22 protein-coding genes and 1 pseudogene are annotated in these 25,392 nt (G+C 67.7%); 16 read left to right on the top strand and 7 right to left on the bottom strand.

Going from position 1 to position 25,392, the window contains the following annotated elements:
• Positions 1–5: 5 nt before the first annotated feature.
• The gene (locus tag ACZYW1_RS01640; protein WP_463782721.1) at positions 6–3,344 is read right to left on the bottom strand and encodes a transglutaminase family protein; all 3,339 of its coding nucleotides are present in this window, start codon (positions 3,342–3,344) and stop codon (positions 6–8) included.
• Between the two features lie 119 nt (positions 3,345–3,463).
• Here ACZYW1_RS01640 and ACZYW1_RS01635 point away from each other — a divergent pair, with 119 nt between their 5' ends.
• Positions 3,464–4,303 carry a DUF3097 domain-containing protein gene (locus ACZYW1_RS01635; RefSeq protein ID WP_463782720.1) on the top strand — a complete coding sequence of 280 codons (840 nt, stop codon included), beginning with the start codon at positions 3,464–3,466 and terminating at the stop codon, positions 4,301–4,303.
• Positions 4,304–4,383: 80 nt separating this feature from the next.
• On the opposite strand, the gene ACZYW1_RS01630 is transcribed toward ACZYW1_RS01635, so the two are convergent.
• Positions 4,384–5,436, bottom strand: a complete 1,053-nt coding sequence (locus ACZYW1_RS01630; protein WP_463782719.1) for a hypothetical protein — start codon at positions 5,434–5,436, stop codon at positions 4,384–4,386.
• Between the two features lie 101 nt (positions 5,437–5,537).
• On the opposite strand from ACZYW1_RS01630, the gene ACZYW1_RS01625 reads away from it, so the two are divergent.
• Positions 5,538–6,896 (top strand): replication-associated recombination protein A, encoded by a 1,359-nt coding sequence (locus ACZYW1_RS01625; RefSeq protein ID WP_463782718.1) that lies wholly within the window; start codon positions 5,538–5,540, stop codon positions 6,894–6,896.
• 34 nt (positions 6,897–6,930) lie between these two features.
• Here ACZYW1_RS01625 and ACZYW1_RS01620 read toward each other — a convergent pair whose 3' ends face one another.
• The gene (locus ACZYW1_RS01620; RefSeq protein ID WP_463782716.1) at positions 6,931–7,614 is read right to left on the bottom strand and encodes a GntR family transcriptional regulator; all 684 of its coding nucleotides are present in this window, start codon (positions 7,612–7,614) and stop codon (positions 6,931–6,933) included.
• A 79-nt stretch (positions 7,615–7,693) separates the two neighbouring features.
• On the opposite strand from ACZYW1_RS01620, the gene ACZYW1_RS01615 reads away from it, so the two are divergent.
• The 9 genes from ACZYW1_RS01615 to ACZYW1_RS01575 all read left to right on the top strand — a co-directional run bounded on the left by ACZYW1_RS01615 (position 7,694) and on the right by ACZYW1_RS01575 (position 17,434).
• The gene (locus ACZYW1_RS01615) at positions 7,694–9,043 is read left to right on the top strand and encodes an LLM class flavin-dependent oxidoreductase (protein ID WP_463782715.1); all 1,350 of its coding nucleotides are present in this window, start codon (positions 7,694–7,696) and stop codon (positions 9,041–9,043) included.
• Positions 9,043–10,227, top strand: coding sequence for a CaiB/BaiF CoA transferase family protein (locus ACZYW1_RS01610; RefSeq protein WP_463787636.1), 1,185 nt, complete (start codon positions 9,043–9,045; stop codon positions 10,225–10,227). Before ACZYW1_RS01615 ends, ACZYW1_RS01610 begins: the two co-directional genes overlap by 1 nt.
• A 13-nt stretch (positions 10,228–10,240) precedes the next feature.
• Complete coding sequence (locus ACZYW1_RS01605) at positions 10,241–11,149, top strand: HpcH/HpaI aldolase/citrate lyase family protein (protein ID WP_463782713.1); 909 nt, start codon at positions 10,241–10,243, stop codon at positions 11,147–11,149.
• Positions 11,150–11,235: 86 nt separating this feature from the next.
• The gene (locus ACZYW1_RS01600) at positions 11,236–11,625 is read left to right on the top strand and encodes a secondary thiamine-phosphate synthase enzyme YjbQ (protein WP_463787635.1); all 390 of its coding nucleotides are present in this window, start codon (positions 11,236–11,238) and stop codon (positions 11,623–11,625) included.
• A gap of 127 nt (positions 11,626–11,752) precedes the next feature.
• Positions 11,753–14,455, top strand: coding sequence for an alanine--tRNA ligase (alaS, locus tag ACZYW1_RS01595; RefSeq protein ID WP_463782710.1), 2,703 nt, complete (start codon positions 11,753–11,755; stop codon positions 14,453–14,455).
• Positions 14,456–14,953: a Holliday junction resolvase RuvX gene (gene ruvX / locus ACZYW1_RS01590; protein ID WP_463782709.1), complete on the top strand. Its 498-nt coding sequence runs from the start codon at positions 14,456–14,458 to the stop codon at positions 14,951–14,953.
• Positions 14,946–16,214 (top strand): endolytic transglycosylase MltG, encoded by a 1,269-nt coding sequence (gene mltG / locus ACZYW1_RS01585; RefSeq protein WP_463782707.1) that lies wholly within the window; start codon positions 14,946–14,948, stop codon positions 16,212–16,214. The genes ruvX and mltG overlap by 8 nt, the downstream gene beginning before the upstream one ends.
• Positions 16,204–17,010, top strand: coding sequence for a shikimate dehydrogenase (locus tag ACZYW1_RS01580; protein WP_463782705.1), 807 nt, complete (start codon positions 16,204–16,206; stop codon positions 17,008–17,010). The genes mltG and ACZYW1_RS01580 overlap by 11 nt, the downstream gene beginning before the upstream one ends.
• Before the next feature lie 10 nt (positions 17,011–17,020).
• The gene (locus ACZYW1_RS01575) at positions 17,021–17,434 is read left to right on the top strand and encodes a prepilin peptidase (RefSeq protein ID WP_463782703.1); all 414 of its coding nucleotides are present in this window, start codon (positions 17,021–17,023) and stop codon (positions 17,432–17,434) included.
• On the opposite strand, the gene ACZYW1_RS01570 is transcribed toward ACZYW1_RS01575, so the two are convergent.
• On the bottom strand, positions 17,426–18,247 hold the full coding sequence (locus ACZYW1_RS01570; protein WP_463782701.1) for an alpha/beta fold hydrolase: 822 nt from the start codon (positions 18,245–18,247) through the stop codon (positions 17,426–17,428). The two genes, ACZYW1_RS01575 and ACZYW1_RS01570, sit on opposite strands and share 9 nt — an antisense overlap.
• Positions 18,248–18,403: 156 nt before the next feature.
• On the opposite strand from ACZYW1_RS01570, the gene ACZYW1_RS01565 reads away from it, so the two are divergent.
• Positions 18,404–18,802: a hypothetical protein gene (locus tag ACZYW1_RS01565; RefSeq protein WP_463782699.1), complete on the top strand. Its 399-nt coding sequence runs from the start codon at positions 18,404–18,406 to the stop codon at positions 18,800–18,802.
• On the opposite strand, the gene ACZYW1_RS01560 is transcribed toward ACZYW1_RS01565, so the two are convergent.
• Both ACZYW1_RS01560 and ACZYW1_RS01555 read right to left on the bottom strand, forming a co-directional pair.
• Positions 18,799–20,007, bottom strand: coding sequence for a fatty acid desaturase family protein (locus ACZYW1_RS01560; protein WP_463782698.1), 1,209 nt, complete (start codon positions 20,005–20,007; stop codon positions 18,799–18,801). The two genes, ACZYW1_RS01565 and ACZYW1_RS01560, sit on opposite strands and share 4 nt — an antisense overlap.
• Positions 20,008–20,022: 15 nt before the next feature.
• Positions 20,023–21,153 carry a ferredoxin reductase gene (locus ACZYW1_RS01555; protein ID WP_463782696.1) on the bottom strand — a complete coding sequence of 377 codons (1,131 nt, stop codon included), beginning with the start codon at positions 21,151–21,153 and terminating at the stop codon, positions 20,023–20,025.
• 132 nt (positions 21,154–21,285) lie between these two features.
• On the opposite strand from ACZYW1_RS01555, the gene aroC reads away from it, so the two are divergent.
• The 4 genes and pseudogenes from aroC to aroQ all read left to right on the top strand — a co-directional run bounded on the left by aroC (position 21,286) and on the right by aroQ (position 24,667).
• Positions 21,286–22,491, top strand: a complete 1,206-nt coding sequence (aroC, locus tag ACZYW1_RS01550) for a chorismate synthase (protein ID WP_463782694.1) — start codon at positions 21,286–21,288, stop codon at positions 22,489–22,491.
• A pseudogene (locus tag ACZYW1_RS01545) lies at positions 22,492–23,016 on the top strand (shikimate kinase); the annotation flags it as partial. It abuts the gene before it with no gap.
• A 134-nt stretch (positions 23,017–23,150) separates the two neighbouring features.
• Positions 23,151–24,230: a 3-dehydroquinate synthase gene (gene aroB / locus ACZYW1_RS01540; protein ID WP_463782692.1), complete on the top strand. Its 1,080-nt coding sequence runs from the start codon at positions 23,151–23,153 to the stop codon at positions 24,228–24,230.
• Positions 24,227–24,667 carry a type II 3-dehydroquinate dehydratase gene (gene aroQ, locus ACZYW1_RS01535; RefSeq protein WP_463782691.1) on the top strand — a complete coding sequence of 147 codons (441 nt, stop codon included), beginning with the start codon at positions 24,227–24,229 and terminating at the stop codon, positions 24,665–24,667. The genes aroB and aroQ overlap by 4 nt, the downstream gene beginning before the upstream one ends.
• Here aroQ and ACZYW1_RS01530 read toward each other — a convergent pair.
• Entirely contained in the window at positions 24,664–25,386 is a 723-nt protein-coding gene (locus tag ACZYW1_RS01530) for a B-4DMT family transporter (protein ID WP_463782689.1), read from the bottom strand. The two genes, aroQ and ACZYW1_RS01530, sit on opposite strands and share 4 nt — an antisense overlap.
• Between the last annotated feature and the right edge of the window lie 6 nt (positions 25,387–25,392).

The following is a 25,392-nucleotide window of genomic DNA, read 5'->3' as shown; positions in this document are numbered from 1 at the left end:
AGCCATTACCGCAGGACCGTACGCACGCGCCGCAGATCGAGGATGCCCGGCGCGCCGATGTCTGTGGAAATTCGGGCCTGCATCTCCCGGATCCGGGAAATATCCAGCTTGCCCGGGGTGAATCCGGTCGCCTCGAAACGCCGGGCGCGACGCGACTCCGCTTCGACCGCATTGACGGGCGGGTCGTCGTAGGCGCGACCGCCCGGGTGGGCGACGTGGTACGTGCAGCCGCCGCGAGACGTCGAGGTGGTCAGGTCGACGAGTTCGAATCGCAGCGGCCCGTCCACGGTGATGCTCGGGTGCAGCGCGCTCGGCGGCTGCCAGGCGCGGAATCGCACACCGCCGACGTGCACGTCGGGGTTGTCTGTGGCCAGCAGCGGCACCGGATAGCCGTTGCAGGTCAGCAGATAGCGCTCCCGGTCGGCGCCGATCACCCGCACTTGGAGGCGCTCCACCGACGAGTCGACGTAGCGGGCGGTACCGGTCGCCGTCGACTCCTCCCCGAGGGTGTTCCACGGTTCGATCGCGCCCCGCAGTTCGATCTCCACGCCGCCGAACACCGCGGTGCCGATGCGGGGAAAGCGGAACTCGGTGAACGGGTCCAGCCAGCTGGTCTCGAAGGGAATACCGTGCGCGCGCAGGTCCGCGGCCACGTCGGCGATGTCCTGAATCAGGAAGTGCGGCAACAGGTATCGACCGTGCAGGTTCGATCCGTGCCGGATCAGCGGCGCTCGCAGCGGCTCATCCCAGAACCAGGCCACCAGTGACCGCACCAGCAGCGACTGCACCATCGCCATCCGCAGATGGGGCGGCATCTCGAAGCCCCGCAGCTCGAGCAGACCGAGCCTGCCGCGGAGGCTGTACGGGTTGTACAGCTTGTCGATGCAGAATTCGGCGCGGTGGGTGTTGCCGGTGATATCGGTCAGCAGATGCCGCAGCGCCCGGTCGATGATCCACGGTCGTGGCGCGTCGGCCCCGGAAGCCGCAGTGAGCCGGTCGATTTCGGCGAAGGCGATCTCGAGTTCATACAGCGCCTCGGCGCGGCCCTCGTCGACCCGCGGTGCCTGCGAGGTGGTGCCGATGAACCGCCCGGCGAACAGGTAGGACAGCGACGGATGCCGTTGCCAGTAGGTGAGCAGCGACACCAACAGGTCGGGTCGCCGCAACAGCGGCGACGTCTTCGGGGTCGCGCCGCCCAGCGTGATGTGGTTGCCGCCGCCGGTGCCGCCGTGGCTGCCGTCGAGGGCGAACGATTCGGTGGAGAGCCGTGCCAATCTGGCTTGTTCGTACAGGGTTTCGAGTTGACTGGCCTGTTCGGCGAAGCTGGCGGTAGGCGCCACGTTGACTTCGATCACGCCCGGGTCGGGGGTGATCGTCGTCGAGGTCAGCCGTGGGTCGGCCGGCGGTTCGTAGCCTTCGATGACCACCGCGCGGCCGATCTTCGCCGCGGCGGCATGCACCCGGCCGATCAGGTCGACGAAGTGATCCAACGCCTCGGTGGGCGGCAGGAAGACGTACAGCAATCCGTCGCGCGCCTCGGCGACCATCGCGGTCGTCGGCGCGTCGTCATCGTCGTCCACCACCGCATCCGCCGCCGGCGAGTCCAGCGCTCCGTCAACGGTGGTCGGGTCTTTCGCGAACGACGGCCGGGGCGGCTCCCAGTTGATCGAATCCAGTGGCAGCCGAAGCCCCGCAGGTGAGTTGCCGGCGACCAGCACGACGCGGCCGCGACGAAGCCGCCAGTTGGCACTGGCCCAGCCGAGGTCGTCCTCCCGCCAGTGCAGTGGAAGAACGAATGCGCTTGGGCTCGTGGTGAATTCGTCGAGGCGGGTGACGAGTTCGGCGCGGGCCGCGGGTGTGTCCCGGCCCGCTTCGGGGTCGAGGTCGGCACTGGCGGGCACCGGATCGCCGTGTGGCAACCGGGTTTGGGCGGCCAACCAGGACAGCGGGTCTTCGTAGGCCGGCCGGACCTGCGAGTCGGGCAGCCCCAGATCGGTGGCGATCGCGGCCAGCAGATCCTTGGCTGTCGTGCTGTCCGCCGGCGGCCCGGTCGCGGGACCGCCCCAGGGGTCAGCCAGCAATGTGTCGTCGGGCCACAGCGGTTCGCCGTCGGTTCGCCAGTAGAGCCCGATCTGCCAGCGGGGCAACGGTTCACCGGGATACCACCGGCCCTGCCCGCGATGTACCAGGCCCTGCGGCGCCCACTGCTCTTTGAGCCGGGCAGCCAGCGCGGAGGCGAGTCGGCGCTTGTGTGGGCCGTCCGCGTCGGTGGTCCACTCGTCGTCGACCTGGTTGTCGATCGAGACGAACGTCGGCTCGCCGCCCATGGTGAGCCGCACATCTCCGGCGGTCAGACGCTCGTCCACACCCTGGGCGACTTTTTGGATGCCGGCCCACGCCGCGTCGGTGTAGGGGAGCGTGACACGCGGATCCTCGTGGATGCGGGTGACCGTGTTGGAGAACTCCAGCGTGGAGTGGCACGGCTCGATGCCGCCGGTGATCGGCGCCGCGCTGGCCGGACTCGGTGTCGCGGCGAGCGGAATGTGGCCCTCGCCGGCGAACAGGCCCGACGTCGGATCCAATCCGATCCAGCCTGCGCCGGGGACGTAGACCTCGGCCCAGGCGTGCAGGTCGGTGAAGTCTGCCGAGGGGCCTGACGGTCCGTCGAGTGCCTTCACGTCGGATGTCAGCTGAACCAGGTAGCCGGACACGAATCTGGCCGCCAGCCCCATCTGGCGCGCGACCGACACCAGCAGCCAGGCGAAGTCGCGACAGGACCCCACTGCGCTTCGCAGCGTGAAATCCGGTGTCTGTACTCCTTGTTCCATCCGAACGCTGTAGCCGAGGTCGACGTTGATCCGCCGGTTGAGCTCGACCAGGTAGTTGATCGTGCGGGTGCCCGACGGGACCTTGAAATTGCGCACCCAGGCCTGGACCAACTCGCCGGGGCCCGAGCCGGAGCCGTCCTCGTCGATCGGCTGGAGATAGGGCTTGAGCTCGTCGGCCAACGGCTCGGGGTAGACGAATCCGCCGTCGGGCCAGGTCTCGGCCCAGTCCTCGATGAAGAAGTCGAACGGGTTGATCACCTTCAGGTCGGCGATCAGGCCGACCGTGATCGTCAGTCGGCTCGTCGGGTTCGGGAAGGTCAGGCGGTAGACGAAGTTGCCGACGGCGTCCTGCTGCCAGTTGACGAAGTGGTCGGCGGGTTCGACCCGCAGCGAGTAGGCCTCGATCGGCGTGCGCGAATGAGGCGCCGGCCGCAGCCTGACGACGTGCGGAAACACTCGGACGGGCCGGTCAAAGGTGTAGCTGGTGCGATGCTCCAGCGCAACTTTGATGGTCATGCCCGCCATCTCATCACGCCAACCTGATTGACGCAGCGCGGCAAACTCAGTCTTTCCGAATGTTGTCGGCGGAGTGGCGTTACCGGATTCGGCGGCCGACCCTTCCTAGGATCGCTCGGGTGGATGATCGTTACGGCTCAGACGTTCTCGCACGCGACCCGCACAACTCCCGTCGACCCCGGTCCGTCGAGGTGCCCGCGGAGATCGGCATGGTCGTGGAGGACGCGCAAACCGGCTACGTCGGCGCGGTGGTGAGCATCGAGTACGGGCGGATGCAGCTCGAAGACCGGCATGGCCGCCGCAGACCGTTCCCGGTCGGCCCCGGATTTCTGGTCGACGGCAAACCGGTGATTCTGATGGCGCCGCGCGGCCCGGCCCCCACGGCCGCTGCCCGCACCGCGTCGGGCTCGGTGGCAGTCACCGGAGCGCGCGCCCGCGTGGCGCGGACCGGCCGGATCTACGTGGAGGGCCGCCACGACGCCGAGCTCGTCGAGCAGGTCTGGGGTGACGACTTGCGCAGCGAGGGGGTGGTGGTCGAATACCTGGGCGGTGTCGACGATCTCGTGAGCATCGTCGGCGAGTTCCGGCCGGGCCCGCAGCGGCGGCTGGGCGTGCTCGTCGACCACCTGGTGGCCGGCTCGAAAGAATCGCGGCTGGCCGAAGCGGTGCACCGCGGACCCGGTGGCGCGCACACGCTGGTGGTGGGCCACCCGTTCGTCGACATCTGGCAGGCCGTCAAGCCGGCGCGGCTCGGAATGTCGGAGTGGCCGGTGATCCCGCGCGGAACGGAGTGGAAGCACGGCATCTGCGAGGCGCTGGGCTGGCCGCACGCCGACCAGGCCGACATCGCGGCGGCGTGGCGCCGCATCCGCGCCCGGGTACGCGACTGGACCGACCTCGACGCGGCGCTGATCGGCCGGGTGGAGGAGCTGATCGACTTCGTCACGGAGGCGTGCTAGGCGATCGCAAGCGCGGCGAAGCCGGGTGCAGCGGGTCGCCGTTGATGCGTCCAGCGGGTCGCCGCGCTTGCAGCTAGCGGCTACGGGGTGGGCGGTGCGACCTGGCCACCGGACAGCCGCCGGTAGGTGTACACCTGGATCAGCCCCGCAACCGGCAGGGTGACCAAAAGACCTATGCCGCAGGCGAATATGCCCACCCCAATCAGCAGGGCCTGCACCAACAGCGACAGCAGTGTCTCGCCGATGTGCGACCGCGCCGTGTCGAGACTGGCCTTCAGCGCGTCGATCGGCGGGAGCGCGCGATCGATGGCAAAGGCGAGCGTGAACACCGAAACAAAGCCGAAAACCAACAGCGCGAGGAACGACAGCAGCGCGAAAAAGAAGCCGGGCAGCGAGATCAGGTTCAGCACGGCACTGATCACGCTGAGCAAAGCGCCGGCCAGGACCACATTCCCGAAGTTGCGCGGCTTGAGGAACGAGCCGACGGTGACGGGCCGCCCGTCGGCCAGGTCGAGCCCGCCGGACAGGAACGCGGCCTGCACGAACACGATGACCACGAAAGACACGATCGACAAGACCAGCGAGCCGCCCGCGCCCAGGCTCGCGGTGAACGAGGCGCCGTAGTCGCTGCCGAAGTCCGGAGCGCTCGCCGTGGCGCCACCCAGCAGCGCAAAGAACAGGGCGTCGATGACGGCGGCGATCACGAAGTACACCACCGCCGCCAGAATCAGCGGACCCAGGTTTTTGCTGAATTTGTTCCAGGCCCAACTGAAAGCGTCGCCGACGCTGAACAGGGAGCCAGAACCGGCCGGGTAACCCGGACCAGCGGGATACCCCGGACCGCCTGAGTAGCCGGGTGGCGGCCCGTAGCCAGGGGGTGGCGGGTAGCCGGGCGGAGGACCGTAACCCGGAGGGGGTGGCGGTGAGTAGCCAGGAGGCGGTGAGTAGCCCGGAGGTGGCGGCGGCGCACCGTATCCCGGCGGCGGCCCGTAACCGGGCTGCTGTTGCCCTGGTGGTGGTCCGTAGCCCGGGGGCGGTCCGGGCGGCGGGCCGTAGCCGGGCGGCGGCGGGTAGTCACCCGGATTGGGGTTGCCGCCGTAGGGCTGCTGGGGATTGCCAGGGTGCTCGCTCATAGCCGCTCCTGCCTCGTCGTCGGGGAGATGTCCAGGCGTGCGCCTTCGAGAACTTAGCAAGTAATCGGCGTCGGCGCTGTGAGCTCAGACTGCGCGCTTACGTGTCGCAACGACGTGGTAAGCCTGTCTCCGTGCCCGACGGTCTGTTCGACGTCCCCGACGAGATCGGCCCCGGCGATTCCGTGCTCATCGGCGCGTCGGCGCCGCTGGCCGTGCGGATGCGCCCAGCCAGCCTTGATGAAGTGGTGGGGCAGGCGCACCTCTTGCATCCCGGTTCGCCACTGCGGCGACTCGTCGAGGGCTCGGGAATGGCGTCGGCCATCCTGTACGGCCCGCCCGGCAGCGGAAAGACGACGCTGGCCTCGTTGGTGTCGCAGGCCACCGGACGCCGGTTCGAGGCGTTGTCGGCACTGTCGGCAGGGGTCAAGGAAGTGCGCGCGGTCATCGACACTGCGCGGCGCGCGGCGGCGCACGGTGAGCAGACCGTGTTGTTCATCGACGAGGTGCACCGGTTCTCCAAGACTCAGCAGGACGCGCTGCTCGCCGCCGTCGAGAACCGGGTGGTGCTGTTGGTTGCCGCGACCACCGAGAATCCGTCGTTTTCTGTTGTCGCGCCGCTGTTGTCGCGATCGTTGATCCTGCAGCTGCAGCCGCTGAGCTCCGAGGACATCCGTGCGGTGGTGCAGCGCGCTATCGATGACCCACGTGGGCTGGGTGGCCGGGTGGAGGTGAGCCCGGAGGCCGTCGACCTGCTGGTCCGACTGGCGTCGGGCGACGCTCGGCGTGCGCTGACCGCGCTGGAGGTGGCGGCCGAGGCGGGGGAGACGGTCAGCGTCGAGACGATCGAACAGTCGCTGGACAAGGCGGCGGTCCGCTACGACCGTGACGGCGATCAGCACTACGACGTGATCAGCGCCTTCATCAAGTCGGTGCGCGGCTCGGACGTCGACGCCGCCCTGCACTATCTGGCCCGGATGATGGTGGCCGGGGAAGACCCGCGGTTCATCGCGCGGCGGCTGATGATCTTGGCCAGCGAGGACATCGGGATGGCGGACCCCATGGCCCTGCCGACCGCGGTGGCCGCAGCGCAGACCGTCGCACTGATCGGTATGCCGGAGGCCAAACTGACGTTGGCGCACGCCACCATCCACCTGGCTTCGGCGCCGAAGTCCAATGCCGTCACCACCGCGATCGGGTCGGCGATGCAGGACATCAGCGCGGGCAAGGCCGGCCTGGTGCCGCCGCATCTGCGCGACGGCCACTATTCCGGCGCCGCGGCACTGGGGAACGCGCAGGGCTACAGATATGCCCATGACGACCCGGATGGCGTTGTGCCGCAACAGTATCCGCCGGATGAGTTGATCGGCGTGGACTATTACCGGCCGACCAATCACGGGGCCGAACGCGAGATCAGCGGCCGGCTGGAGAAGTTGCGCGCCATCATCCGGCGGCGGCGATGAGTCGGGCCGGTCCGGCAGCGACGGACGCCTGGACTCAGGTGCCGCTCTGACTCGTCGCGTTCGAGCCGTCCGCCTGCTGTAGCCAGTCGGCCAGCGAGTGGCCCGCGTCCAGCACGTGTCGCTCGGCGATGTCGCGGGCTTTGTCGGCGTCGCGGTCGGCCAGCGCCGCCACCAGCGCGCCGTGTTCCTCGATGGCGTTGTGCTCGTGGTCGGGAAACATCCCGAAGAAATTCGACGGGACCACCCTGACCGCCTGCCGGATCTGCGCCATCAGCCGCCGAGAATGCGCGGCCCGGTGGATTTCGCGGTGGAACTGCCAGTTGGCGTCGACGATGCCGTCCTCGCCGGCGTGCGTCTCGACTTCGGTGGCCAGTTCACGCAGTCGGGCGATGCCGTCGTCGGTCACCCGCTGAGCCGCCCACGCGGCGGCCTGACCGGTCAGCACGCCCAGAATGGTGAAGCTGTCGAGGACGTCCTGGGGGCTCATCCCGATCACTGTGATGCCGCTACGCGGCGCGACGCGAACCAACCCGTCGTAGGACAGCTCCAGCAGGGCCTCCCGCACCGGGGTACGGCTGGTGGCGAATTCCTTGGTGATCGCGTCGAGGTCCAGTCGCGTACCGGCGGGCAGGGCCCCGGTCAGGATGCGGTCGCGCAGTTCGCGCGCGGCGCGTTCGCGCACCGTGCCGCCGATGTCGACACCGTCATTCGAAGCCATGGCAAGGACCTTCGGGCCGGATTGGGACGAAGCAGGAGAACAACTTGAAATCTAATATATCAGATGTTAGACATCAACTATGACTCAACGACAGATGGCGCTCGTCGCCTTCATGCAAGCGGGCAGCACGTCGGTGTACGCGGGATCGTGGCGGCACCCGGCCACCGAGCACGGTTACCTCGATGCGTCGTACTACGCCAAGATCGGTCGCACCCTCGAAGAAGGCTGTTTCGACCTGATGTTCTTCGACGACCGGCTGGCCATGCCGGGCATCTACGGCGGCTCGGTCGCCGACGCGGTCAAGTACGGCGCGCGCCCGGTGAAGCTGGACCTGTCCATCGTGCTGGGCGTGCTCGCGCAAGCGACGACGCACATCGGGCTGGGCGCGACCGGCAGCACCACGTACTACACGCCGTTCCACATCGCCCGCACGTTCGCGACCCTCGACCATTTGTCCGGCGGCCGGGCGGCGTGGAACATCGTGACGTCTGTCAACGACAGCGAAGCGCAGAACTTCGGCCTGGAAACGCATTTGGGCCACGACGCCCGCTACGACCGGGCCGAGGAATTCCTCGATGCCACCGTCGGGCTGTGGGACACCTGGGAAGACGACGCGATCCTGCACGACCGCGTCAACGGCATCTACGCCGACCCGGACAAGGTTCACGAGCTACACCACAAGGGTGAGTTCTTCTCGGTGCGCGGACCGCTCACCGTGCCACGCACCCCGCAGGGTCGCCCGGTGCTGATCCAGGCCGGCTCGTCGGGTCGCGGACGCGAATTCGCTTCCCGCTGGGCAGATTTGATTTTCACCGGTGACCCGGGCATCGAGGTGGCGCGCAATCACTACGCCGACCAGAAAGAGCGGATCGGGGCCGCCGGCCGCGACCCGGACTCGGTCAAGCTCTGCCCGATGGCCTATGCGGTGGTCGGCGAGAGCGAGGACCACGCCAAAGAACGCGAGCAGGTTTTCCTCAACGATCTGGTGCACCCCATGGCGTCGCTGACCCTACTGTCGGAGTTGATGAACTACGACTTCGCCAAGCACGACCTGGACGACCCGATCACCGACGAGATGATCGAGAACGTGTCGGGCATTCGAGGACTGGTGCAGAACCTGCGCGCCCACATCGGTGACAAGATCACCCTGCGCGACCTGGCCGGCCACCGCGCGACCCTGCTGCAGGGCCCGCGTTTCGTCGGGACCGGCAAGCAGGTCGCCGATCAGATGGAGGAGTGGTTCCATGGCGGCGCTTGCGACGGATTCGTCTTGGCCGCAACACATCTGCCCGGCGCATTCGAAGACGTGGTCCGCATGGTGATCCCGGAGCTACAGCACCGCGGGCTGTTCCGCGACTCCTACAGTGGGTCGACCCTGCGCGATCACCTCGGGCTGCAACGGCCGGCCGGCGTGCCTGTCCACGCATGATGCTCGAGGGCATCCGGGTACTCGACGTCGCAACACTGGCCGCCGCACCGCTGGCCGCCACCTACCTCGGTGAGTTCGGCGCCGACGTCATCAAGGTCGAGCAACCCGACGGCGGCGATCCGATCCGTACCTGGGGCAATCAGGTCGACGGTGTCGGACTGATGTGGAAGTCGCTGTCACGCAACAAGAAGTCGATCACGCTCAACCTGCGGGTGGCCGAGGGCCAGGCGCTGCTTCGCCAACTGGTCCAGCATGCCGACGTCGTGATCGTCAACACCCGGCCGGCCACGTTGCGCAAGTGGGGCCTCGACTACGAGGCGCTGCGCGCGGTCAACGACAAGATCGTGATGCTGCACATCACCGGCTACGGGCTGACCGGGCCGAAGAGCGAGCGGCCCGGTTTCGGCACGCTCGGTGAGGCGATGAGCGGGTTCGCCAACATCACCGGCGAGGAAAGCGGCCCCCCGACGTTGCCGCCGTTCATGCTCGCCGACGGGGTGGCGTCACTCAACGCCGCATATGCGGTGATGATGGCGCTGTACCACCGCGACGTGCACGACGCCCCCGGGCAGTTGATCGACATCAACCTGATCGATCCGCTGGCTCGTCTTCTCGAGCAGACGCTGCTCGGCTACGACCAACTCGGCCTGGTGCCGACGCGGGCCGGTAACCGCTGGGACATCTCGGCGCCGCGCAACACCTATCGCACCGCCGACGACAAGTGGCTGGCCATGTCGGGTAGCTCACCGACGTTGGCGCTCAGGGTGTTTCGTGCCATCGGCCGCGCCGACCTGGTCGACGATGTCGACTTCTCCGATCCGCAGGGCCGGCTGTCGCGAGCCCGCGAAGTGGATCAGGTGGTCGCCGATTGGGTGGCCACCAAGACCCTGGACGAGGCGATGGCGATCTTCGACGCCGCCGAGGTGGCCGCCGCGCCGGTGTACGACATCACTCAGCTGGTGGCCGACGAGCAACTGGCTCACCGGGAGGTCTTCGTCAAGGTCGCCGACGACGAGCTGGGCGCAATGACCGTCCAGGCTCCGGTGCCGCGTTTCTCCGGGGCCACCGGCCGGGTGGGCCACCTCGGCCCCCGGATCGGGGAGAACAACGTCGAGGTCTACGGCGAGCTACTTGGTCTGGGCGACAACGACATCGACGGCTTGCGAGCCAGAGGCGTGCTGTGAAAGGAACCACTGGATGACGTCACTATTGCGGCGCTCGGAGCTTGCCGTGCCCGCCGCCAACGACCACATGTTCCTCAAGGCCGCCGCGTCGGAGGCCGACCTGGTCTTCCTAGACCTCGAGGACGCCACCGCGCCCGCGCACAAGGAGGCGGCACGTCCGAAAGTGGTCAAGGCACTCAACGAGCTCGACTGGGGCCGGACCGCGCGGGCCATCCGGATCAACGGTCTCGACACCCAGTGGTGCCACGACGACATCGTCGAGGTCGTCACCCAGGCGGGCGAGAATCTGGACACCATCATCATTCCCAAAGCGCTTCGGGCGCGCGATGTCTGGTGGGTCGACGTGCTGCTGACCCAGCTGGAGACCAAGCTCGGCCTGTCCCGCCAGATTCGCCTCGAGGTGCTGATCGAGGAGGTCGAGGGGCTGGCGAACGCCGAGGAGATCGCCGTCGCGAGCCCGCGACTGGATGCGCTGATCTTCGGTGTCGGTGACTTCTCGCTGTCGCAGGGGGCTCGGGTCGACACCAACTTCGACCCGCTGGGCGAGTATCCCGGTGATTTCTGGGCGTATGCCCGCAACAAGGTGATCGTCGCCGCCCGGATCGCCGGCATCGACGCGATCGATGCGCCGTACCCGGACTACGGCAATCTGGCCGGCTACGAACGCGATGCCCGACGTGCCGGGCTGATGGGTTACACCGGCAAGTGGGCCATTCACCCGAGTCAGATCGAGGTCGCCAACCGGGTCTACGCGCCGACGGAGGAAGAGATCGCGCTCGCCGAACGCAATGTCGCGGCCTACCGCGAGGGTGAGCAGAAGGGTCTCGGCGCGGTGGGTGTCAACGGAGTTCTGGTCGACGCCGCACACGTCAAGATGGCCCAGGCAACACTCCAGCGCGCTGCCCTGTGCGGCAAGCGCTAGGCGGTCAGATCGACGCCAGCGTGCAGTTCTCTCGCGGAAGATCGCGCCGGCGTCGATCTCGGTAGGCTGGTCAGATGAATACCGATGTGCTGGATGTCGATACTGCGCGTCGCCGCATCGTCGATCTGACCGACTCCGTGCGCGCGTTCTGCTCTCCGAAGGGCGACGGGTTGTGCAACGTCTTCGTTCCGCATGCGACGGCGGGGGTCGCCATCATCGAGACCGGCGCGGGCTCCGATGACGACCTGCTCGACACCCTCGAGCGACTGCTGCCGCGAGATGACCGCTACCGGCATGCGCACGGGTCTTTCGGTCACGGTGCCGACCACGTGATGCCGGCGATAGTGGCGCCGTCGATCACCGTGCCGGTGCAGGCGGGGGAGCCGTTGCTGGGCACCTGGCAGAGCGTCGTCCTGGTGGATTTGAACCGGGACAACCCGCGTCGCTCGGTGCGCCTGTCTTTCGTCGGGGGCTAGCGGACGCTTGGATCCGTCACGTGTCCGGGCCGGATGGGCGGTACCGGTACTGTGATGCGGTCTCAACAGGCCGGATCAGCGGCCCGATCTGGGGTCGCCGAGTACAGGATGGACAGGAAGCAGAGAAGTGCAGACACACGAGATCAGGAAGAGGTTCCTCGATCATTTCGTGAACGCGGGCCACACCGAGGTACCCAGCGCCTCGGTGATCCTCGACGATCCCAACCTGCTCTTCGTCAATGCCGGCATGGTGCAGTTCGTCCCGTACTTCCTCGGCCAGCGCACGCCGCCGTACCCGACCGCGACCAGTATCCAGAAGTGCATCCGCACACCGGATATCGACGAGGTCGGCATCACCACCCGGCACAACACGTTTTTCCAGATGGCCGGCAACTTCTCGTTCGGCGATTACTTCAAGCGGGACGCCATCACGCTGGCGTGGACGCTGCTGACCAACGACGTCGGCGACGGCGGCTATGGTTTGGACCCGGAAAAGCTTTGGGCCACTGTCTATTTGGACGATGACGAGGCCGTGCAGCTGTGGCGTGAGATCGCGGACCTGCCGGCCGAGCGGATCCAGCGGCGCGGCATGGCCGACAACTACTGGTCGATGGGCATTCCCGGGCCGTGCGGTCCGTCGTCGGAGATCTACTACGACCGCGGACCGGAATTCGGTGTCGAGGGCGGCCCGGAAGCCAACGAGGACCGCTACATCGAGATCTGGAACCTCGTGTTCATGCAGAACGAACGCGGTGAAGGTACCGGCAAGGACAATTTCGAGATCCTGGGCCCGTTGCCGCGCAAGAACATCGACACCGGCATGGGGATCGAACGGGTCGCCTTCCTGTTGCAAGGCGTGTCCAACGTCTACGAGACCGACCTGCTGCGACCGGTCATCGATGTGGTGGCTGCCCGGGCCCCGCGCGGCTACGACGTCGGGAACAAGAACGACGACGTGCGCTACCGGATCATCGCCGACCACAGCCGCACCGCGGCCATCCTGATCGGTGACGGCGTCAGCCCGGGCAACGACGGACGCGGTTATGTGCTGCGCAGGTTGCTGCGACGGGTCATCCGCTCGGCCAAGCTGCTCGACATCGACGGCCCGATCGTCGGCGAACTGATGGCCACCGTGCGGGATGCGATGGGCCCGTCCTACCCCGAGCTGGTCGCCGACTTCGACCGGATCAGCCGGATCGCGGTCGCCGAGGAGACCGCGTTCAACCGCACACTGCAGTCGGGTTCGCGGCTCTTCGAGGAGGTGGCCGACGCCACCAAAGCATCCGGCGCCGGCACGCTGTCCGGCTCGGATGCCTTCACGCTGCATGACACCTACGGTTTCCCGATCGAGCTCACTCTGGAGATGGCGGCCGAGGCGGATCTGCAGGTCGACGAGGTCGGGTTTCGCGAGCTGATGGCCGAGCAGCGCCGCCGCGCGAAAGCCGACGCCGCCGCCCGAAAGCACGCCCACGCCGACCTGACGGCTTACCGGGAACTGGTCGACGCCGGGCCGACCGAGTTCACCGGCTTCGACGAACTGACCTCACAGGCAACGATTCTCGGAATCTTCGTCGACGGCAAACGGGTGCCGGTGGTGGCGCACGGGTCGGACGGAGCAGCCGGCGCCGACCGCGTCGAGATCGTGTTGGACCGCACGCCGCTCTACGCCGAGTCCGGCGGTCAGGTCGCCGATGCGGGGAGCATCAGCGGCACCGGTTCCAGTGAGACCGCCCGGGCCGCCGTCACCGACGTGCAAAAGATCGCGAAAAGCCTGTGGGTGCACCGCGTCAACGTGGAGTCGGGCGAGTTCGTCGAAGGTGACACCGTCGTCGCTGCGGTGGATTCCGACTGGCGCAAGGGCGCGACCCAGGGACACTCCGGCACTCACATGGTGCACGCGGCGCTGCGACAGGTGCTGGGCCCCAACGCCGTTCAGGCCGGGTCGCTGAACCGGCCGGGTTACCTGCGATTCGACTTCAACAGCCAGGGCGCGCTGAGCGCCGATCAGCTCGAGCAGGTCGAGGCCGTGACCAATGAGGCCGTGCTCGCCGACTTCGAGGTGCACACCTTCCTCGAGAAGTTGGACAAGGCCAAGGCGATGGGCGCGATGGCCATGTTCGGTGAGTCCTACCCGGACGAGGTGCGGGTGGTGGAAATCGGTGGGCCGTTCTCGCTGGAACTGTGCGGCGGAACCCACGTGCACAACTCGGCGCAGATCGGACCGGTCACCATTCTCGGTGAATCGTCGGTCGGTTCCGGCGTGCGTCGGGTCGAGGCCTACGTGGGCCTGGAATCGTTCAAGCATCTGGCCAAGGAGCGTGCCCTGATGGCCGGCTTGGCCTCGTCGCTGAAGGTGCCGTCGGACGAAGTGCCGGCCAGGGTCGCGAATCTGGTGGAACGGCTGAAGGCGGCGGAGAAGGAAATCGAACGCAACCGGTTGGCGAGTGCGCGGGCAGCTGCCGCAAACGCCGCCGCTGGAGCGCAGCACGTCGGTAACGTCCGACTGGTGGCGCAGCGGATGTCGGCTGGGATGACCGCCGCGGATCTGCGCTCGCTGGTCGGTGACATCCGCGGCAAGCTCGGCGACAACCCCGCCGTCGTCGCGTTGATCGCCGAGGGCGAGGGCGGCAGTGTCCCCTACGCCGTGGCGTCCAATCCCGCCGCGCAGGACCTCGGCCTGCGTGCCAATGATCTGGTCAAGCAGCTGGCTTCGGCGGTCGACGGTCGCGGCGGCGGCAAGGCCGATCTCGCGCAGGGCTCGGGCAAGGATTCGGCGGGTATCGACGCGGCGCTCGACGCGCTGCGGGCTGAGATCGCGAAGGCGCGCTGAGTGGAGTCGTCGCATCGACTGCCGGACCGGCCCGGTGGCGACGACCCCGGATCTGGACGACGGTTGGGCATCGATGTCGGCAGCGTGCGTATCGGTGTGGCCACCTGCGACCCGGACGGCATCCTGGCCACCCCGGTGGAGACGGTCCGCCGCGACCGCTCGGCCAGACACCTGCGGCGGCTGGTCGAGATCGTCGCCGAGCTGAACGTCGTCGAGGTGGTCGTGGGACTACCGCGAACCCTGGCCGACCGCACTGGGCCGTCGGCTCTGGACGCGATCGGGTTGGCCGATGCGTTGACCGGCAAGATCGCGCCGATTCCGGTGCGCATGGCCGACGAAAGGCTGACCACCGTCAGTGCCCAGCGCTCGCTGCGGCAGGCCGGGGTGCGGGCGAAGGGTCAGCGTAGGGTCATCGACCAGGTGGCGGCCGTGGCGATCCTGCAGGGTTGGCTGGACGAACGCCGCGCCATGCTGCCCGGGGAGGTCAACGGTGTCTGACAGCCGCGAGCGCCGGGCGCGCACGGCCAGGCGGCCCGGCTCGAGGCCCGGGCCGGTGGCGGTCGGGCCCTCCCCGCGGGGAAGCTCGCGCGCCGACCGGGCTCGCGCCGAGCGGGAACGGCGCCGACGGCACACCACCCGCGGAATCCTGCTGAGTCTGGTGATCGGCGTCGTGATCGCCGCGGTCTTCGTCGGCTCGAGACTGTGGCACGGGGCCGGCTCGAAATACGACTTCGCCGGTGGCGGAAAGCAAGATCTGGTCGTCGAAGTGCATGCCGGAGACTCGACGACGGCGATCGGTGAGACGCTGCACAAGCAGGATGTGGTGCGGACCGTCAAGGCGTTCCTCGAAGCGGCGCAAGGCAATCAGGCCATTTCAGCGATTCAGCCCGGCTATTACCGGCTGCGCACCGAGCTTCCGGCGGCGTCGGCGGTGCAGCGTCTGGTCGACCCGGGCAGCCGGGTGGGCAAGCTGGTCATCCCCGAGGGTCAGCAACTCGACGACACCGCCGACGTCAAGACCAATGCCACCACACCCGGCATCTTCACGATGATCTCGCGGGCCAGCTGCGTCGAGCTGGACGGGAACAAGCGCTGCGTGACTGACGCAGATCTGCGCGCGGCAGCCGAAAAGACCGACCTGACTACGCTTTTGGTGCCGCCCTGGGCGGTACCGTCGGTGACGGCGATGGGCAGCGACCACCGTCGGATCGAAGGGCTCATCGCGCCGGGAACGTGGAACATCAACCCCGCGGCGTCTCCGGAGCAGATCGTGTCGACGCTGATCAATTCCAGTGCCGAGCTGTACATGAAACTGGGTCTGCAGGACACCGCCAACGCGATGAACATATCCCCGTACAACGTGCTCGTGGTGGCGTCGCTGGTCCAGCGTGAGGCCAAGCCGCAGGATTTCGCGAAAGTTGCTCGGGTCATTTACAACCGGCTCGCCGAGCATCGCAAGCTGGAGTTCGACTCGACGGTGAACTATCCGCTCGATCGTCGCGAGGTCGCGACCACCGACGGCGACCGCGCGCAGACCACGCCGTGGAACACCTACGCCAACGACGGGCTGCCCGCGACCCCGATCTGCTCGCCCGGCACCGACGCGTTGAAAGCGGCCGAGCATCCCGAGGACGGCGACTGGTTGTTTTTCGTCACCATCGACCCGCAGGGCACAACGTTGTTCACCCGTGATTACCAGCAGCACCTGGCCAACATCGAATTGGCCAAACGCAACGGTGTTCTCGATAGTGCCCGCTAGTCAGGCGCCCAGGAAAGCAGCAGTTCTCGGTTCGCCGATCGCCCATTCGCGCTCGCCGCAACTGCATCTGGCCGCTTACCGCGCGCTCGGCCTGCAGGGCTGGACCTACCAGCGCATCGAATGCGACGCCGATGAATTGCCCGGTGTGGTCAGTGAATTGGGACCGGAGTGGGTCGGGCTGTCGGTGACGATGCCCGGCAAATTCGCCGCGCTCCGGTTCGCCGACGAGCAGACCGATCGCGCCCAGCTGGTCGGGTCGGCCAACACGTTGCTGCGAACAGCGGACGGCTGGCGGGCCGACAACACCGACGTCGACGGCGTCGCCGGTGCACTGGGCTCGGCGAGCGGCGCGGCGGTGGTCGCCGGATCCGGCGGTACCGCCCCGGCGGCCGTCGTGGCCCTGGCCCGATTGGGCGTCACCGACATCACCATCGCGGCCCGCAATCCCGACAAGGCCGCCGCTCTGGTGGAGTTGGCCGAACGCGTCGGTGCCGCGGCCCGGTTCCGCGCTCTGAACGACGGCGCGCTCGCCGGTGCGGTCGCGTCGGCGCAGGTACTGGTCAGCACGTTGCCGGCTGAGGTCGCCGCCGACTTCGCCGACGAGTTCAGCAGTGCGCCGGTGCTTTTGGACGCGATCTACCATCCCTGGCCGACGCCACTGGCCGCGGCGGTGAGTAACGCGGGTGGGCGGGTGATCAGCGGTCTCCAGATGCTCCTGCATCAGGCATTCGCGCAGGTCGAACAATTCACAGGCCTACCCGCTCCGCGAGCGGCGATGGAGGCCGCTCTGGATTAGCCTGCCCACCATGCTGATTGGTCTGGCAGTGCTGTGGATGGCCGCGCTGGCCGGTTACGACCTGCTGCAGTTCCGGCTACCCAACTGGCTGACCGTTCCCGGCTTCGCGACAATTTCAGGGGTCGCCGTCGGCTCCGGACATGGCCGGGCGGCATTGGCCGGTGCGGTGGCGTTGGCAGTCGTCTATCTGCTGACGCACCTGCTGGCCCCCGCGGCGATGGGCGCCGGCGACGTGAAGCTCGCTCTCGGATTGGGCTCGCTGACAGGATGTTTCGGCGCCGACGTGTGGCTGCTCGCGGCCATCGGCGCGCCGCTGCTGACCGCGGTGGTCGGGACGGTGGCGCGGCTCGGTTGGTCGGTGCGGTCGGTGCCACACGGACCCTCGATGTGCGCGGCCAGCATGGCGGCGATCGTTCTAGCCTGACTGCCAGAAGCCGGCGATGGTGCGCGCAATGAGGTCGGTGTCGAGCAACAGCGGGCTCACATGCCCGGTACCGCGCAGTGTCACCACGCGCGCGTCGGGCATTGTCGCCGCGGCGGCCCGGGCGGTGGCGGGAGACCAGTGCTGGCCGTCGACATCGCCGGTGAGAAAAAGGGTCGGCGCGGTGATCGCGGGCACCGTGTCGGTCAGCGGCTGCCAGTGGTGCATGAACCGGATGGTGGCCCGCATTGATCCACGGTCCGCCCGGGTGAACGCGTTGACCAACTCGGCCGCCCGTTCCGGTTGCGCGTCGATCGCCTCGTCGCCCAACAGGGTGCCGAACAACGCCTTGGCGATGAGCGGGTTCGGTCCGGTCAACCGGTAGAGCAGTGCCAGCGGGTAGCTCGTCGTCAGTCGCTGTCGCCGCCCGACCGGCAGCAGGGGCGTGTTGATCGTGCTCAGCGTTCGTACCCGGGACGGCTCGGCGGCGGCCAGGGTTATCCCGACGTGTCCGCCCCACGCGTTGCCGACCCAGTCCACCGGCCCGTCGACGCCGAGCTGCCCGAGAACCTCGACGGCGGCGTCCGCGCAGTCGCCCAGGGTGAAGTCGCGATGGATCGGATCGCTGCGGCCGTACCCCGGCCCGTCGACGACCACCAGCCGGCGGTGCGCGGCCAGTGCATCGATCAGCGGGCCCCAGCTGCCCGAGTCGACCCACAGGCTGTGCCACAGCAGCGCCGGCGGACCGGAGCCGACCCGCGTGACGTGCAGTCGCCCGAGCGACGTGGGCACCAGGGTCGAGTCGTCCGCAGCCATGAGCAGCATTATGGGGCTCGCCGCGACCACCGAGCGTGCAATGACGGCGGCTTTTTGGCCTATTCGCCGCCCTGATTGCACGCTCGGTGACGTGACTGGCAGTGTCTGGCAGTTCCGTGACTGGAGTCGGCAGCGTGCGCAGCCGACCATCGAGGCATGACAACCACTTCGATTTCGCACCGTACCGACTCCGCCCGCCGGTGGTCCGTCGTCGCCGATCTGGCGTTCTGGACCGCCGCCGGCGCCGTCGCCACCATTGCCAGTGCGCCGCTGGCCCGCGCATGGGGCATGCCGCGCGAGGTACTCCTCGACACCGGGATCGCCTTCGTCGTCCTCGGGCCCGTACTGCTGCTGGGGTTGCGGCGGATCAGGGTGACGCGCGGGCTGGTCGCCGGTTTCGTGGCGACCAACGCCGTGCTGACGCCGCTCGCATGGGCCGCCGCCGAGTACGGCTGGTTAGGGCTGACCCATGCGGGCAACGCGGCACTGGTCGGTGCCGGGGTGGTGATGCTGACGTTGGGCGCGTGGCAGACGCTAACCCTGCGCCGGGGTTAGGCCGCTACGGTGCTTTTGCCTCGCAGTGCGGTCAGCAGTCCGTAACGCTTGCCTTCGACCTCACGCGCCTTTGTGTCCTCGAACTTCTTCTCGGAGTTGGTCTCCGGGGCATCGTCGGGAGTCCCGGACAACCAGTTGTTGGGCACGGCCAGCTTCAGGATGGTCCAGAACGACTGCCAGTACTGACGCAGTAGCGGGCCGGTCGTGTAGGGCAAGTCGTACTTCTCGCAGATCGCGCGCACGCGGGTGCTGATCTCGGCGTACCGGTTGCTGGGCAGATCCGGGAACATGTGGTGCTCGATCTGGTAACACAGGTTCCCGCTCATGAACGCCATGACGGGGCCGGCATTGAAGTTGGCCGAACCCAGCATCTGGCGTAGGTACCACTCGCCACGCGTCTCGTCTTCGAAGCTGTCGCGGGTGAACTTCTCGGCGCCATCCGGGAAATGCCCACAGAAGATCACCATGTACGACCAGTAGTTGCGGATCAGGTTCGCGATCGCGTTCGCCTTCAGCGTGTGCTTCCAGTTGCTGCCGGCCAGCGCGGGAAAGACGATGTAGTCCTTGCCGACCTGGCGTCCCATCTTCTTGCCCATCACGCGCAGGTCTTTTCGCACCTCGGCCCACGTCTTCTCCTTCTTGCGGACCTTGGCCGTCTCGACGTGGTGCAGCGCGACGCCCCACTGGAAGAAGGTGCCCAGCAAGATGTTGTAGATCGGGTTGCCGATCATCCAGGGCGCCCACCGCTCGTCGCGGGTCACCCGCATGATGCCGTAGCCCACGTCGGCATCCAGGCCGACGATGTTGGTGTACTTGTGGTGCACGAAGTTGTGCGAACGCTTCCACTGCGACGAGGGGCACGTGGTGTCCCATTCCCATTCGGTCGAGTGGATTTCGGGGTCGTTCATCCAGTCCCACTGACCGTGGATGATGTTGTGGCCCAACTCCATGTTCTCGATGATCTTGGCCGAGGCCAGGGTGGTGATACCAGCCACCCGGGCGATCTTGCTGCTACTGGCGAACAGCGCCAGGCGACCGAACGCCGCCAGGCCCCGCTGCAGTTGGATGGCTCGGCGGATGTATTGGGCGTCGCGCTCGCCGCGCGATTCCTCGATGTCGGAACGGATTTGGTCGAGTTCAGTCGCTAAGTCCTCGACGTCCTGAGGACTCAGATGTGCGTACGCCTTGACGTCAGTGATGGCCATGATGACGTGCTCCTTTCAGACTTTGATGGTGCAGTTGCCGGATGCGGTTGAAATGCAGGTTTGTATTCGGTCGCCGGCGCCGTGCTCGTCGCCCGATCGGACGTCGCGGATGTGACCATCCTCCAGCGGCAACACGCAGGTTTGGCAGATCCCCATTCGGCAGCCGAACGGCATCTGTATACCCAGTTTTTCGCCGGCCTCGAGAATGGTTGTGGCACCGTCGATTTCGATCTCCTTGTCGGCGATGGCAAACTTCACGGTGCCACCCTCGCCGCCCTTGTCGGTAGCGGCGATGGAGAACCGCTCCAGGTGCAGTTCGTCGCCGATACCGTTGTCTTTCCAGAGCTCTTCGACGGTATCGAGCATGGCAGCGGGTCCGCAGGCCCACGCCGAACGGTCCTTCCAGTCGGACACGATCTCGTCGATCTCGTCGAAGTCGACTTTGCCGTCGGTCTCGGTGAGCTGCAGGTGCAGTCGGTAGCCGCGCTCCTCCTTTTCGATGTTGCGGAGCTCGTCGTGGAAGATGACCGCATCCTCGGACGGCGCCGAGTGCAGGTGCACGATGTCGGGGAACTGGCCGCGTCCGCGCAGGGATCGCAGCATGCCCATGATCGGCGTGATGCCACTGCCGGCGGTGATGAACAGGATCTGCGACGGCGGCGGATTGGGCAGAGCGAAGTCGCCCTTGGCCGACTGCAGGCGGATGATGGTGCCGGGCTCCACCCCGTTGACCAAGTGCGCCGAGAGGAAGCCTTCCGGCGTGGCCTTGACCGTGATGGAGATATTGCCGTCACCGTGCTCGGGCACCGAGGTCAATGAATACGACCGCCAATGCCACTTGCCGTCGACCCGCAGACCGATGCCGACGTACTGACCCGGTTGGTAGTCCCCGGAGAAGCCCCAGCCCGGCCGGATGATGACCGTCGCGGTGTCATCGGTCTCCGGCTTGACCGCGACGATCTCGCCACGCAGTTCGCGCGCCGACCACAACGGATTCAACAAGGTCAGATAGTCGTCGGGAAGCAACGGCGTCGTTGCCCGGGCTGCCAGTCCGCGGACCATGTTCACCCAAGACCCCGACGTCGAATCCACATCTTTTGCCGGGCGTCGTGCCCAGCGCACCGCAGATTTCAAGGGCGATGTCATGACTACCTTTCGCTGACGGGAGTTTGTGACCATGGTCACGCGTCCGTGAGTACCCTACTCACGAGTCAGTAAACACTTGTATCGGTTTCGCGCTTTTTCTCTGTCAGGGTCTGTCGTGGGAAGATGGGACCCGTGTTGCGATGGACTACCGCGGGTGAATCTCACGGCCGGGCTTTGATGGCCCTGGTCGAAGGCATGGTCGCCGGCGTCGCCGTCACCTCGACCGATATCGCCGACGAGCTGGCCCGCCGCCGGCTCGGCTATGGCCGCGGCGCGCGGATGAAGTTCGAGCGCGACCAGGTCACCGTGCTGGGCGGGGTGCGGCACGGGATCACGCTGGGTGGACCGATCGCCATCGAGGTGGGCAACACCGAGTGGCCGAAATGGGAGACCGTGATGGCCCCCGACCCGGTGGACGCCGCGGAATTGGAGGTGGCGCGCAATGCGCCGCTGACCCGGCCGCGGCCCGGTCACGCCGACTACGCCGGCATGCTCAAGTACGAATTCGACGACGCCCGCCCGGTGCTCGAGCGGGCCAGCGCCCGCGAGACCGCGGCCCGCGTCGCGGCCGGTACGGTCGCCCGTCAGTTTCTCCGCCAGGCGCTCGGGGTCGAGGTGTTGTCCCACGTCATCTCGATCGGCGACTCGGAACCTTACGATGGTCCGCCGCCGCAGCCGGGTGATCTGGCGGCAATCGACGACAGCGGGGTGCGCGCCTTCGACAAGGCCGCCGAAGCGTCGATGATCGCCGAGATCGAGGCCGCCAAGAAGGACGGCGACACCCTGGGCGGCGTCGTGGAAGCCGTCGTGGTCGGGTTGCCGGTCGGCCTGGGATCGTTCACCAGCGGTGACAACCGGCTGGACAGCCAACTCGCGGCCGCCGTGATGGGGATCCAGGCGATCAAGGGTGTCGAGATCGGCGACGGCTTCGAGACCGCACGTCGACGTGGCAGCCGTGCACACGACGAGATGTATCCCGGCCCCGACGGCGTGGTCCGCTCGACCAACCGGGCCGGCGGCCTGGAGGGCGGCATGACCAACGGGCAGCCGCTGCGGGTGCGGGCAGCGATGAAGCCGATCTCCACGGTGCCGCGCGCGTTGGCCACCGTGGACATGGCGACCGGTGACGAGGCGGTCGCGATCAACCAGCGCTCGGATGTGTGTGCCGTACCGGCCGCCGGGGTGGTGGTCGAGGCGATGGTCGCGCTGGTGCTGGCCCGTGCGGCGCTGGAGAAGTTCGGTGGCGACTCACTGATCGAGACCAGGCGCAACATCGAGGCGTACCGGCGATCGGTCGCCGCGCGCGAACCGGTCACCGAGATGCGGGCGTCCGGGTAGATGGCGCCCAAGGCCGTGCTGGTGGGACTGCCGGGATCCGGCAAGTCCACCATCGGTCGACGGCTGGCCAAAGCTCTCGAGGTCGGCATGCTCGACACCGACGCGGCGATCGAGGAGCAGACCGGACGCAGCATCGCCGACATCTTCGCCACCGACGGGGAGCAGGAGTTCCGCCGGATCGAGGAGGAGGTGATCCGGGCGGCGCTGAAATCCCACCACGGTGTGCTGTCACTCGGCGGCGGCGCAGTGACCACTCCCGGAGTGCGCACCGCACTGGCCGGCCACAACGTCGTGTACCTGGAAATCACTGCGGCCGAAGGGGTTCGGCGCACCGGCGGCAACACCGTGCGGCCGCTGCTGGCCGGTCCGGACCGGGCCGAGAAGTTCCGCGCGCTGATGACCCAGCGCGTGCCGCTCTATCGGAAGGTCGCCACGATCCGGGTGAACACCAACCGCCGCAACCCCGGCGCCGTCGTCCGCCACATCATGTGCCGGCTCAACGAACCGAAACCGGGCAGCACCGCGCGCAACCGGCGCCGGCCGCCGTGGCGTCGCACGCCGTCGTCGGAGACACCCGGCGTGCCGGAGCCTCGTACCGGGCCACCGCCGACACCCGCCACCCCGGCCGCACTGGCCGCCGCCCGTCGGGAGGCCGGCAAATGAGCGAGCCGATCACCGTGCAGGTGAACGTCGACCCGCCCTACCCGGTGATCATCGGCACCGGACTGCTGAGCGAACTCGGCGACGTGCTCGCCGGGCGACACCGCGTCGCGATCCTGCACCAACCGGTGCTGACCCAGACCGCCGAGGCCATCCGGAATCATCTGGCCGACAGCGGCATCGACGCGCACCAAATCGAGATCCCGGACGCCGAAGCAGGCAAGGACCTGCCGGTCGTCGGCTACATCTGGGAAGTGTTGGGCCGCATCGGAATCGACCGCAAGGATGCGTTGGTCAGTCTGGGTGGCGGCGCCGCCACCGACGTCGCCGGTTTCGCCGCGGCCACCTGGCTGCGCGGGGTGTCGATCGTCCACGTGCCGACCACGTTGCTGGCGATGGTCGACGCGGCCGTGGGCGGCAAGACCGGCATCAACACCGACGCCGGCAAGAACCTGGTCGGCGCGTTTCATCAGCCGACCGCCGTGCTGGTCGACCTGGCGACCCTACAGACGTTGCCGCACAACGAGATCGCGGCCGGGATGGCCGAGGTCGTCAAAGCCGGCTTCATCGCCGACCCGGTGATACTCGACCTGATCGAGGCCGACCCGAAGGCAGCACTCGACCCGTCGGGGGAGGTGCTGCCCGAGATGATCCGGCGCGCCATCACGGTCAAGGCAGAAGTGGTCGCGGCCGACGAGAAAGAGTCGGCGCTGCGCGAGATCCTGAACTACGGCCACACGTTGGGCCACGCGATCGAGCGGCGGGAGCGTTACCAGTGGCGGCACGGCGCCGCGGTGTCGGTCGGAATGGTGTTCGCCGCCGAATTGGGCCGGCTGGCAGGCCGTCTCGACGATGCGACCGCCCAGCGCCACCGCGACATCTTGACCTCACTCGGGCTGCCGACGAGTTACGACGCCGACGCGCTGCCTCAACTTCTGGAGTCGATGGCCGGCGACAAGAAAACCCGCGCCGGGGTGTTGCGTTTCGTGGTGCTCGACGGGCTGGCCAAGCCGGGCAGGCTGGAGGGGCCGGACCCGACGCTGCTGGCGGCGGCATACGCGGAGGTGGGCACGCGATGAGCGGGTTGACTGTCAACGTGGTCAACGGGCCCAACCTGGGTCGGCTGGGTCGTCGCGAGCCGGAGGTCTACGGCGGCACCACCCACGACGATCTCGTCGCGATGGTCGAGCGGGAGGCGAGTGAGCTCGGCCTGAAAGCCGTTGTGCGGCAGAGCGACAGCGAGGCTGAGCTGCTGGATTGGATTCACGCCGCCGCGGACGCCGCGGAGCCGGTGATCCTCAATGCCGGCGGTTTGACCCACACGTCGATCGCACTGCGAGATGCCTGTGCCGAGCTCACGGCGCCCCTCGTCGAGGTGCACATCTCCAATGTCTTTGCCCGCGAAGAGTTCCGGCACCACTCGTACCTGAGCCCGATCGCCAGCGGCGTCATCGTGGGCTGCGGCGTACAGGGCTACGTGCTGGCCCTGCGTTATCTGGCGAGCCTGAACGACTAGTCGGTCTTCGGCTTTTCGATCTGCTCGGTGGCCGGTTCGTGGGCCGGCAGCGTCTCGGTCTTCTCGGTGCGATGCGCCGCGGGCGACTCGGCCGTCGCGTCGGCCTCGTGGCTGTAGGCCGTGGGGGCGTCATGCTCGTCGCGCTCGGCGGTCGCGACGGCGCTCGACTGCTCCTGCGGCCATTCGGCAACCGCGGTGTTGTCCGAACCGCCGTGGTCGGACCGGACGGCGGCGAACACGTCGGTGTCGGCGCGATCCTCATCGCCGCCCGAGCCACCCCCGCTCTTGGGCTTGTAGTTGCCCGAGCGGTCGATCCGCCAGCGACCGACGGTCACCCCGGCGATCGCACCCAGGAACACCACCAGCGCGGTGAACGCGGCGAACGTGGTGAGTTCGTTGATCAGGCCGCCGACGTAGAGCGCCTTGTAGAACACGGCGATCAGCCAGGTCACCGCGCCGCTGAGCAGTCCGGCGACCAGGCCGGCGAGCAGCCAGGTCATCGCCAGGTCGTCGCGACGGTCGGGGTCGGGGTTGTTCGAGGCGTCCTCACGTCCGTCGATCAGGCCCCACACGACCACGCCCACGATGAAGATGGCCATCAACACCAGGCTGATCAGCGTGGCCTGTGTCTGCAACACGCTGATGAGCGTGCCCTGGAACAGCCGAACGACGACCATCGCGCCGCCGAACACCAGGCCACGCAGCATCCAGTTAGTCATGGGGCC

This window comes from Mycobacterium sp. IDUB_36, from assembly GCF_055419225.1.
The sequence above is the reverse complement of the archived record's forward strand: the minus strand, read 5'-3'. Positions and strand labels throughout refer to the sequence as shown.